The organism is Nocardia noduli (assembly GCF_019038455.1).
GTDB lineage: Bacteria > Actinomycetota > Actinomycetes > Mycobacteriales > Mycobacteriaceae > Nocardia > Nocardia noduli.
On record NZ_JAFMPL010000165.1, the window covers coordinates 1 to 10823 of the forward strand.

A 10823-nucleotide genomic window follows, 5' to 3' on the forward strand; every position below is an offset into this window, starting at 1 on the left:
ACCATGACCGACGCCGCATAGAACCGCCCACACCACCTACTTCACCCGCCCGCAGGCCCGCCGGACCCACCGTCCGGCGGGCCTTTTCGCGTGCCGCGACGCCGGATTTCGATCCGGATCTGATGCGGACCTGATCCGGACGTGATGCGGATTTGATCCGGACGAGAAGTCGCATCAAAATCCGATCAAAACCGCCCGGAAACCCGCTGTACCAGCGGTGTTTCGTGCCGTCTGCTGTCCTGCCCGGCCGACACTCTCTATGGCTTCGCTGTTCATAGAGAGTGTCGGCCGGGCAGGACAGCAGACAACACAAAACACAAAGACAAAAAGACAAGAGATGACCACAAGAAGGGAGGGAGACCACAAGGAGGAAGAGATGACCACAAAAGGGAGGGTTAGGAGCGGGGTGACGTCGGGTGCGGAGAGTCGCGTATAGGGCACGCAGGTTGGGGAAGTGGGCAGGATCGGTCGAGGCGTGTACTGGATGAGCGGGGTAAGGACGGACCATAAGAGGGGGGTGGGCTACGAGCGGAGTCGTTACCTCTTACGAGGGGAGGTGCGAGCGGGCTCAGCGCAGCATTTACCTCTTATGCGGGAAGGTGCAGTTCGTGGAACCCGCGACAGGACTACCGCTTACGCGGTAACCGCGCGGTCGACAGCAAGTTACCTCTTATGCGGTAGCGATCATATGTGCAGGTGATACCGGTGCGGGAGGTCTTCCCTCTTATGTGGGAAGAAGGATTCTTCCCGCATAAGAGGGAAGACGTTCGATTGTGGCGGAGGAATATGGGATTCGCGGACGGCGTCGGGTTCGTTCGGGGGTGGGGCTGGGGTGCCGCGGCCGGGCTCGGCGCTGGTTTGTTGTGAACGTATTCGGTGTCGGTCTTCATGCGAGTGGAGGGCGTGTTTGGCACACTTGGTTCAGCTGGTGTCGGGGCGCCGCAGGCAGCTGAGTACGAGGGGGGATATGGACATCAATTGGGCCGAGGTGTTGATCGGGTTCCTTTTGGGTTTGACTCCGCTGGTGGGGCGGCAGATCTATACCTCGATCAAGTTCTATCGGACTTCTCGGCGAAAGTTCCTTGGGACGTTCTGGATCTACCACCGGAGCACGACCGGTGACGGGAGCATGAAGGAACGACAGATCAACGCGCGGTACTCGCTGCTGTTCGGGAAGCTTCTGGTGCAGACCGCGCCGATGAGTGGGGATCCGGCCGATCCGACTCTCTCCTACATGGGGAATATCTCGCGCCGTGAGGGCATGGTGAGGTATCTGACTCTCAATGACCCAAGCTCCCACGAGATCATCACATGGTATGTGATCGACCCGTTGTTCGACCCCTTCGACCGGACGGTGGGCATCTATCTGGCACTCGATCTCAGTGGCCTGCCGACCAGCGGGCCGCTCATCATGAGCCGAACGCGGATGCAACTGGGAGAAGCCGACACGATCATCGAGAGTCATGTTCTCAAGGTCGCGCCGCTGCCTCACTCCTAGAACCGATTGGAACCCGCTGCCCGGAGGGGGAGCGGCCCGCGATGCGGGGTGACGTGTTTCCCTCTTACGCGTTAGAAGTGGCTACGAGGGAGGATGTTCGGGTGTCATGAGCGTTGTCGTGACCGCGGGCGGTGTTTGCCGTCCTCGGGTGCTGGGGTGAAGGGTTTGTGGCACAGCCCGCACAGGATCGGTCCGGCGTCGATGATCTTTTTGTGTGCCCGGATCCGCCGCGGTGTGGGGCAGCCGCACACGAACGGGCGAGCGTTGCGGTCCTGTGCTTTCTCCTCGGCTGCGTCGTCGTCGGATTCGGTGTCGGTGCCGTCGGTGTCTTGTTCGGTGCCGTCGGCGTCGTTGTCGGGGTGTTCGGGGCGTCGGTGGGCCACGATGGCGCGGCGCAGGATCGATAGTTCGCGGGCGTAGCCGCTGGCGGTGTCGTCGGGCATCGTGGTCAGTGACCATCCGCAGCGTTGGTGTCGTGCGGGGGTGAGTCCGAGTTCTTCGGCGAGGGTTTTGAATTTCTTGTTGTGATAGCGGCCGTTGTCGCTGGTTTCCGAGATCTCGCGGGTGGTGGCGATGCCGTGGGCTGCTTCGTGCAGCAGGGTCGCCAGCACTTCCCGCGGGCCGGAGGCGAGTCCTTCGGCACCGACGAACAATTCCGGCATCCATCTCCCGGCGTGTTCCCACCGATCCGGCCCGAAGTGCCCCAACCGCAAACCCCTCCCCCGTCCTTGTGATCCGGAGGCGACCGCGACGACGACGTCGGGAACGTCGGGGTGGTGGGCGCGGATCGCGGCCCATACCGTGTCGATCGCTGTGGCTAGTGGTCCACCGATGGCCATTGCAGAACCCCCTCAACTACTACCTCGTAAGAGGTGAAAATCTGGGATGAACTCCCCTCATAAGAGGCAACCCGGAACCGGGGCGGGGGAGTGGAAGACCTCCCCATTCTACCAAAATCACCTCTTAAGAGGGAGCGAAAAGTGTTGCTGATCAACACTTTCCGATCAAGATTTGTTGATGAATCCGTGCCGTAGGGGCTGTTCATGTGATGTCGCTGCGTTTGTCGGTGGCTCGAGTTACCTTGCTGTAGAGGTATTTTCACGCGGTAGGGGGCTACGGCGCATGGCAGTGAAACAGGCACGGTTGTGCCCGGGCAAGAGAATGACCAAGGCGTTGGGGCCGTACGACGAGGTAGTCGACGTCCGCGATCAATCGAGCTACACGCAGTGGCGCTCCCAGCGGGGCCTGCGATGCATGCTGTGCGGCAACGCGGTCGAGGCATGGACCTCCAGCGCGGCCAACCAGTTCGCGCGCCACGGCAAGAACACCCCCGCCGGGCGGCTCCCACCCGAAGGACGAGGATCAGAGACCCTCCAACACGCCGTCCTCAAATACTGGACCCGGGACCACCTGCGCTCGATCGGGTTCGACGCCGAGGTCGAGCCGCAGATCGGTGAGCAGTACCCCGACGTCTACGGCACCCGCCATGGGACTTCTCACGCCGTCGAGATCCAGTGGAGCAGCCTGGACCACGCCGCCGCCGCCGCCCGCACCGCCGGATTGCGCGCCGCAGGCTGTGACCAGGTGTTGTGGCTGACACGTCACTGCGACTGGGTCGAACGACTACCCGCCGCCGGGCTGGGCACCTTCACCCCCGCCGCGGTCGGCGGCTACCACCTCCACACCGGCCACCTCGCCATGAAATCGACCCGCACACCCGGGCACCGGACACTCCAGGTCCAACCGTCCTCGCTGCCGCGGTTGCTCACCCGCTGGGCCGATCAGCAGCTCGTCTGGGCCTACACGACCACCAACACCGCAGGATGGGCCACCGTGACCGACTGGGAAGAACACACCCGAAACCAAGCCACCCAAATCGTCACCTTGCAACAACGACTCGACAAACAAGTCACCCACATCGAGGACAGCCGCCGACGCCTCGCCGCGACCGCCGACCAACTCACCCAGACCACCGACACGCTGACCCAGGAACGCGCCCGCCACACCCAGACCCGCGACAACCTCGCCGCCGACCTCGCGCGCGCACGCACCGAACACAACGCCCACACCGAAGAACACCGCCAGCAACTCGGCAAACTGACCGCCGGTTATCAGCGTGAGGTCACCGCACTGACCGCCGAACTCGAACACGCCAAACAGCGCATCACCACCCTCACACGAGCCGTCGCTGTTCTCGGGGGCATCGGTCTACTGCTGATCGTGCTGCTGTGGCTGACCTGAGCAGATTTGTGCATGGCTAGCAAGATGCATACGGCAGCGGTCGTTCTACGTCCCGACTCTCAACTGGGTAGGAGATTGAGGTCGGTGAGAAAGAGCACGAACGCTGTGTGTGCCCGCTGCCTCAGCGGCAGCGTAGTTACAGCATCGCCGAGCGCGATGACATCTCCACGAGGCATCTCTCGAAGTGCGCGGCAGGCGCGACTTTTATGGAACACTAGGGCTATGGCCCACGACCAGTCGCCCGCCTACGTGAGACCGCCTGTGCGTCAGGCTGGCTTCACTATTTACTTTGAGCCGCTAAATTTTGATATGCCACTAATTCTGCGCTTGCAGTCGGAGTGGGACGACGACTATCCAGTGATCCGGCAAGCTCGTCCGAGCAGCCGTAGGCATGGGCTGCCGGAGGTTGATATTTTCGCCGCGAGTTGGCCCATGCCTGCGATCGAGCAGTCGACGCCAGCTTTAAATACAATCTTGTCTTATCAGTGGGATCAGCTCTCATTTCGCTGGAATTTTGACGGCGATGGCGAAAGCTACCCAGGTTACTCGAAACTTTCTACCCAGCTTCTTGAACGGTTTCGAGATTTAGCCTCTGCGGTCAATGACCACACTGATAGCCAGTTGAAATTGCAAGGTGCGCAGTGCTCATACACTAACAGTCTGACAGATGCTAGTTCGTTTGGCTGGCTCCGAGGGTTTTTAGGTGAATGGAGGGCTGAACCTGGCCCCGAGCGAGAAGATATGGGCTTCGAGTATGTAGGATTTCGTTGCCGAAGGGTTGATAGAAACGCTCCGGTTGGTACTGATCGTGAAGCGTGGATACAACTCGATGAGGGCGGAAAGAAAGACGCCGAGCTCGATGTCTGGGCTATCGTTGCGCTTCAGCAGGGGGATACAGACTCGGACTCTGAGACTTTGGATCCAAATGAGACTGCAAAGCGTTTGATGGATGATGCACATGCTTATGCGATCGACACATTCGAGTCCAGCTTCAGCGAAGAAATAAAGAAGCTTTGGGAGCCGAAATGATCACACAACAGACCTGGACTCCAGAGCTCGATGTATATTCCTCTGACGAGTCGAGCTCGGCTGGCGCACGATTTCCGTCCGCCCTCATTAATTATCGGGTGGCTTCTCGGGCGAATGTTGCCGCCTCTCGGGAGCGATGCGAGTGGGACACACCCGGAGAGGAAAGCTTCAGGCGTATTCATGAAAATAGTGCTAAGCGTCGAGCGCGGACAGCGATAGACCAGCTGTTCGCTGAAGGATTGATTTCTTCGGGCGTAGCTTGGAGGGCAATAAGGCTGGTCAGCTACATCTTCTCGGCTAAAACTATTTTTGTTTCGATTGCCCCTGAAGAAGCAGGTTTGATTTTCTACTGGGTTGCTGGAGAAATGGCAATCGAGATTGATGTCTGCGCAGATGGGTCTTACTGGTGGGGAGTTGAGAACGTGGGTGGAGATAGCTATTTCGGTGGTTCAGTAGATTTACCTGTTGAGGAATTGCGTCATAGTCTGAACATTTTCTCTAAAGAAGTGGACTCTGCCAATCCCCACTGGCGGGACGCTTTTCGCCAGATGGCTTGATGGTGGAAGAGGCCGAAGCGGAATGTAAATCCGCAGAACCGAATGATCGGCTTTTTAGGCGTGTCCTGAAAAGGCCCGATTTTTTCAAGGTAGTGGATCCTTTGACTGGCGCAAAACGTCCACAGCCAGCAGCGCTCAGTTATTCGGACGGTGATGTAGATGGCCTGTCTACGTATGTGGAGCGGCTTCTGATCGAGTTCGGGATACCCTCAGAGAAGCTGTGTTCCGACTGGGAAAAGCATGCGGTAGTGCGGTTCTCTGTCCGGATAGTTCAAAATGGAGGTGCGACGGTAGTGATAACGCCAGATCACTCCGATCCAATTATCGGCAAGGCGCATGCATCCATTCCAAAACCGAATAATTGGAAAGAAATACGGCTAAAAATAATTCAAAACTGTGAGTATTTCGAAAGTGACCCGAAGTGTAGCTAGCGGTTATGCCCGGATTTCTATGTGCTTTAGCTGCTTTTGACACTGAACGTATGTTTACGCTGCATGCTTCGAACATGATCGGGCAGAATCGCGACACAATGTTGGCCGAAACGCCGAGACGAGCAAAGGTCGATGCTGCCCCTGAGATTTCGACTGAACAGCGTGTAAGCGCCTGACTTTGTAACAGAACGGTGGCTCCGATTGATTAGGAGAAGCGGGTCGGCGCGATTGCCGGACTAAATGCTGTGCGGGTGGGTGCAAGAACCAAGTAAGCATCGCGAGGGAAGACGGACACGAGCCGGTTCCGTCCGAGGTAGCGACTGGGGCTGCATCCTGACGGAGCTTGCCCGCAGCGGTGCCCCATGCTGAATGGGTGGGTGCCGTGTTGCCCTGCACCTGGTTTCCTCGCTCTCCGGGAAGCGGAGTGCTCTGGCTCTGTGTCCTGCTGCCGAGTTTGCCACATCGGCAAATTGGTGCATATAAAATCACTTTCTGGTTTCGCGCCATCCTGCATATGATTAGCGCTCGGCTCGCGGACAGACAGCTGAACCGCCCGGTGCAGGGCTTACTCGTGTCTCGTGTAAGGAATCTCAAAAATGACACCTCATCCAACGGCGTCTGCGAATGCGCCCCAGTATTCGACAAGCCTTGCCTTCTATGCGTCGCTATGGGACCGCCTTGCGATGCGGGAAGGGTATGGACTCATGGCGCTGGAATTCAAGCGCGAGCTAGGGCTGTCCAGTATCGAAGATGTACCGGCCGCTGCTCCTGATGAACTGCGCGCTGCGGCATGGGCGATCGACTATGCCTTGGAGTTCGAGGACAAGACCGGGCGTAGTCGTTTAACTCTCATTCCGCGTCACGTAATTGTAGATGAGCAGATTCCGCCTAGAGTGGGGGATGTTCCGGAGGAGATCGTAATTATCTGGATTGCACTGCGTAACGAGGTGAAATCGTCTGCGGCGAAGGCGCGTTTATCTCATCTTCTCTTTCAGCGGGGCGGTAGGGATCGCTATGAGTACTGCAAGAGTGCGGTCGCAGAGTATGTGAATTCTTCGCAATCATGGGAACGCGATATGTCGGCAATTGATGACCTCGCGTGCGCCATCCAGCTAAGCCGTGCGATTAGAGACAATGATAGCAAGCTGGCAGCGATTAATCTTCTGTTGGACGTTGCCGATGTGAACTTGAATGGAGTGGAGCCGCAGTTCGGAATTGTCGATCGTGCGCTCAAGCGTGCGACGCAGGATCCAGATTGTCCACCGCGCGTGGACGCGCTTTTGGAGAAGGCGGCAACGGCCTGGCCAGATGCGTCTCGTAATGATCACGCCCTGAAAATGATGCTGGGGCGAGTTAGTGATGCGGACAAGTTCGCAATCTGGTCACGGCGAGTGGAGAATCAACTGGCTCAAGCAGAAGCGGCGCAGCTGAATATCCACCGATCTGTCCATCGTCGGCAAGCTCTAGTTATTGCGGACGAGTCGGGAATCCCTGGACTACGCGACCGTGCAGCCGCTGCGTTGCAACAGGGTAGAGAAGAAGCGCTCGAATTCATGAGTCTAAAAACGACGTCAATTCGCTACGACGAAGAATACGAATTGCATCGGAACTACTTCATGCGGGGAGAAAGTTGGCGGGAGGCTATCTACAATTTCGCCTCCAGTGTGCCGCTTTCGGGTGATGTAGAGCAGAACAAAAAGCTGATCAATTTCCAGAACGATACCCATACTCTTCGCGCGTTTTTTCCGGTCGAATTATATGGCGAAGATAATCTTCCTTCTTTGTCTGGTGTGAATGAGGAGCATATCTTCGATATTGAACTTACTCGGCAGGAAGTGAAATTGATTGCACTGAATGCGCGACCAGTTACTGATGCATGGCTTCAGATACCGAGTAAATTTGGACTCCCAGATGTGAGGGAGGTCGCCGATTTTCTTGCCGAGTGGCCAGGGATTCCTGCAAATGTCCTCTCCTCGCTCGTTCAAGCGATATTTCGGTCGTGGTCCGGCGACGGAGAAGGTGCGGCCTACTGCCTCTTGCCGCGGGTTGAGGAGCAAGTCAGATATCTAGTGTTGCGAGCGGATGCTGGCGTTTACCGCCTTCAGCGAGAGAAGGTGCCTGGTCAGTACCCCGGGTTGGGTTTCATGCTGCCGGTGCTGGCAAAGCATTACGACCTCGATGAGTCTCGTCAGCGGTCTTTGTCTGCGCTACTGTGCCATTCCGCGGGTCTAAATCTACGAAATCGGATGCTGCACGGCCTTTCTCGAGGCACGCCTGGTGCTGCAGAGGCCGCGATGATCATCAACGCGATGCTCATGATCGGACTTCTTCATCCCCGCGGTGCTGCGAGCACGGATGCCGCCCCGGATGCAGTCAATGACCCGTCGACCGAGCCATCGGCCAGGTCGGAAGACGGAGAAGAGGAAGACCAAGAAGAGACTGACTAGTTGGAAGCGGTCGCGGTCTGGTGGAGATCAGATCGCGCGGCATTCACTCACGGGCCTACGGACGGTTCGAACACCACTAAACTATCGCTACTGTGCTTCGAAGTTCGCTGGATCTTTAGCCGTCTGCACAGCGTACAAGCGGTTTGACCTTGTAAGCGAAAGGTCGTCAGTTCAATCCTGACAGGAGGCTCCCGATGAAAAGGGTGGTCTTTCCGCATGTGCGGACGGGCCACCCTTTTTCGTGTTCGGCTCAGGCGGGGACGTTCGCGCCGTGGCCCAGGTCGCGCAGGGCCTGCTTGATCTTGGACTGGGCTTCGTCCAGGGATTCGGGGGAGGGGTTGGGGTCGGCGCCGGAGATGTCGAAATTGCCCATGGAGAAGGCGGGGAAGACGTGGACGTGGAGGTGGGGGACCTCGAGGCCGGCGATGAGCAGGCCCGCGCGGGGTGCGCCCCAGGCGGCGCGCACGGCTTTGCCGATCTTCTGGGCCACCAGGTTGAGGCGGGTGAAGACCTCGCCGTCGATGTCCTGCCACTGATCGATTTCCGCGCGCGGGACCACGAGGGTGTGGCCCGGTGTGATCGGGTTGATGGTCAGGAAACCGACGAATTCGTCGTCCTCCCAGACGAATCGGCCGGGGAGGTCGCCTGCGATGATCGCGCTGAAGACAGAAGCCATGAGCGCAGGCTACAACCTCGCCTCGGCGCGCAGCGGTGACACCGCGGCGCTGTCACACCGCGACGAAGTGGGACAGGATCCCCTGGACCTCGTAGATGTCGACCTGACGGTTGAACCGCTTCTGCAAGGGTTCGCTGCTTCCGGCGATCCAGATGACCAGCTCGGCGTCCAGATCGAAGGTGCCCGCGGTCTCCACGGCGAAATGCGTGATGGAGCGGTACGGGACGCTGTGGTAGCTGACCTTGCGGCCGGACAGACCCTGTTTGTCGACCAGGATCAGGCGGCGGTTGGTGAAGAGCAGCGCGTCGCGGACCAGCAGATATGCCGAATAGATCTGCTCGCCGTTGCCGAGTAGCTTCGCGTACTCCTGTTGTGCCTGGGCCGGGTCGATTCGTCCGGCATTTCCCATCAGTCCATCGATCAGACCCATCGCTGGCCCATCCTTCGGCTTGCTCCGGCAGCGGATGGTGCGGGCGTTCGGCCCGCACCACTTTCCATCATCCTCTTCGCGGGGCCGCGACGGGTGAATGGCGACAACGGATTTCGTCCGCGTCGTGGCGTTGTTCGCCGAAACGTCGATCGCTCGTCATTCGCTGGTAACGGGCTCCGGCTCGGAGCGGGGAGGACTACACATAAGCTGATGGCCGTGCGCGTACTCGTCATCGGCTCAGGTGCCCGTGAACATGCCCTCGTCTTGGCCCTCCGCAGGGACCCCGCGGTCACCGCGCTGGTCGCGGCCCCGGGCAACGCAGGAATAGCCCAGCACGCGCAGACTCGCGCGGTCGATCCGTCCTCGGGTGAGGCGGTCGCCGCGCTGGCCGTGGAGGTGAAGGCGGATCTGGTCGTCGTCGGACCCGAAGTGCCGCTGGTGCTCGGTGTCGCCGATGCCGTCCGCGCCGCGGGGATCGCGTGTTTCGGGCCGTCCGCCGACGCCGCCAGGATCGAAGGTTCCAAGGCGTTCGCCAAGGATGTGATGATCGCGGCCGGTGTGCGCACCGCGCACAGCGAGATCGTCGACACCCCCGCCGACCTCGACGCCGCGCTCGACCGTTTCGGACCCACCTGGGTCGTCAAGGACGACGGTCTTGCGGCCGGAAAGGGCGTCGTCGTCACCGACGACCGCCTCGCCGCCCGTGACCACGGCGCGGAGCTGCTGGAGAACGGTCATCCCGTCCTGTTCGAAACCTTCCTCGACGGCCCGGAAGTCTCGCTGTTCTGCCTGGTCGACGGCGAAACCGTGGTGCCGCTGCTGCCCGCGCAGGACCACAAGCGCGTCGGCGACGGCGACACCGGCCCGAACACCGGCGGCATGGGCGCCTACACCCCGCTGCCCTGGCTGCCGGAGGAAACGGTCACCGCCATCGTCGACGATGTCGTGAAACCGGTCGCCGCCGAACTCGTCCGACGCGGCAGCGCCTTCTCCGGACTGCTCTACGCCGGTCTCGCGATCGGCGCCGACGGCCCCGCCGTCATCGAATTCAATTGCCGCTTCGGCGATCCCGAGACCCAAGCCGTGCTGTCGCTGCTCGAAAGCCCCCTCGGCGAACTGCTCAACGCCACCGCCACCGGAACCCTGGCCGATGTCGCGCCACCGCGCTGGCGCGACGGCGCCGCCGTCACCGTCGTCGTCGCCGCCGAGAACTACCCCGGCCGCCCCCGCATCGGTGACGTCATCACCGGCGCCGAGGACAGCGCTCAGAACACCGCGTCGTCGGTCCTGCACGCGGGCACCGAATCACGCGCCGACGGGGCGCTTGTCTCCGCGGGCGGCCGTGTGCTGAGCGTCGTCGGCGTCGGCGTCGACCTCACCGAGGCGCGCGTCAACGCCTACGAGCGAATCGCGCGTATCAAACTGGCGGGCAGCCATTACCGCACCGACATCGGCTTAGCAGCCGTAGAAGACCGTATCCAGGTCGGGTAACCCCCACCCAGTGGGAGTTCCCG

The 10823-nt window shown here is 60.1% G+C and carries 9 protein-coding genes; 6 read left to right on the top strand and 3 right to left on the bottom strand.

The annotated features are described in order from the left end of the window. Nucleotides 1–967: 967 nt before the first annotated feature. Nucleotides 968–1498 carry a hypothetical protein gene (locus tag JZ792_RS39385; protein ID WP_216917989.1) on the top strand — a complete coding sequence of 177 codons (531 nt, stop codon included), beginning with the start codon at nucleotides 968–970 and terminating at the stop codon, nucleotides 1496–1498. 104 nt (nucleotides 1499–1602) lie between these two features. On the opposite strand, the gene JZ792_RS39390 is transcribed toward JZ792_RS39385, so the two are convergent. Beyond that, on the bottom strand, nucleotides 1603–2337 hold the full coding sequence (locus tag JZ792_RS39390) for a hypothetical protein (RefSeq protein ID WP_216917990.1): 735 nt from the start codon (nucleotides 2335–2337) through the stop codon (nucleotides 1603–1605). A gap of 283 nt (nucleotides 2338–2620) precedes the next feature. On the opposite strand from JZ792_RS39390, the gene JZ792_RS39395 reads away from it, so the two are divergent. The 4 genes from JZ792_RS39395 (at nucleotide 2621) to JZ792_RS39410 (ending at nucleotide 8203) form a co-directional block, all read left to right on the top strand. Then, nucleotides 2621–3739 (top strand): competence protein CoiA family protein, encoded by a 1119-nt coding sequence (locus JZ792_RS39395; RefSeq protein ID WP_216917991.1) that lies wholly within the window; start codon nucleotides 2621–2623, stop codon nucleotides 3737–3739. Between the two features lie 222 nt (nucleotides 3740–3961). After that, nucleotides 3962–4768, top strand: a complete 807-nt coding sequence (locus JZ792_RS39400) for a hypothetical protein (RefSeq protein WP_216917992.1) — start codon at nucleotides 3962–3964, stop codon at nucleotides 4766–4768. Next, nucleotides 4765–5325 (top strand): hypothetical protein, encoded by a 561-nt coding sequence (locus JZ792_RS39405; RefSeq protein ID WP_216917993.1) that lies wholly within the window; start codon nucleotides 4765–4767, stop codon nucleotides 5323–5325. Before JZ792_RS39400 ends, JZ792_RS39405 begins: the two co-directional genes overlap by 4 nt. Nucleotides 5326–6460: 1135 nt before the next feature. After that, nucleotides 6461–8203 (top strand): hypothetical protein, encoded by a 1743-nt coding sequence (locus JZ792_RS39410; protein ID WP_216917994.1) that lies wholly within the window; start codon nucleotides 6461–6463, stop codon nucleotides 8201–8203. A 250-nt stretch (nucleotides 8204–8453) separates the two neighbouring features. Here the strand turns inward: JZ792_RS39410 and JZ792_RS39415 are convergent, their stop codons facing one another. Both JZ792_RS39415 and JZ792_RS39420 read right to left on the bottom strand, forming a co-directional pair. Next, nucleotides 8454–8879 (bottom strand): HIT family protein, encoded by a 426-nt coding sequence (locus tag JZ792_RS39415; protein WP_109525200.1) that lies wholly within the window; start codon nucleotides 8877–8879, stop codon nucleotides 8454–8456. A 52-nt stretch (nucleotides 8880–8931) separates the two neighbouring features. After that, on the bottom strand, nucleotides 8932–9309 hold the full coding sequence (locus JZ792_RS39420; protein WP_216917995.1) for a PH domain-containing protein: 378 nt from the start codon (nucleotides 9307–9309) through the stop codon (nucleotides 8932–8934). Between the two features lie 216 nt (nucleotides 9310–9525). On the opposite strand from JZ792_RS39420, the gene purD reads away from it, so the two are divergent. Continuing rightward, nucleotides 9526–10800 carry a phosphoribosylamine--glycine ligase gene (gene purD, locus JZ792_RS39425; protein WP_216917996.1) on the top strand — a complete coding sequence of 425 codons (1275 nt, stop codon included), beginning with the start codon at nucleotides 9526–9528 and terminating at the stop codon, nucleotides 10798–10800. The last annotated feature ends 23 nt before the right edge of the window (nucleotides 10801–10823 follow it).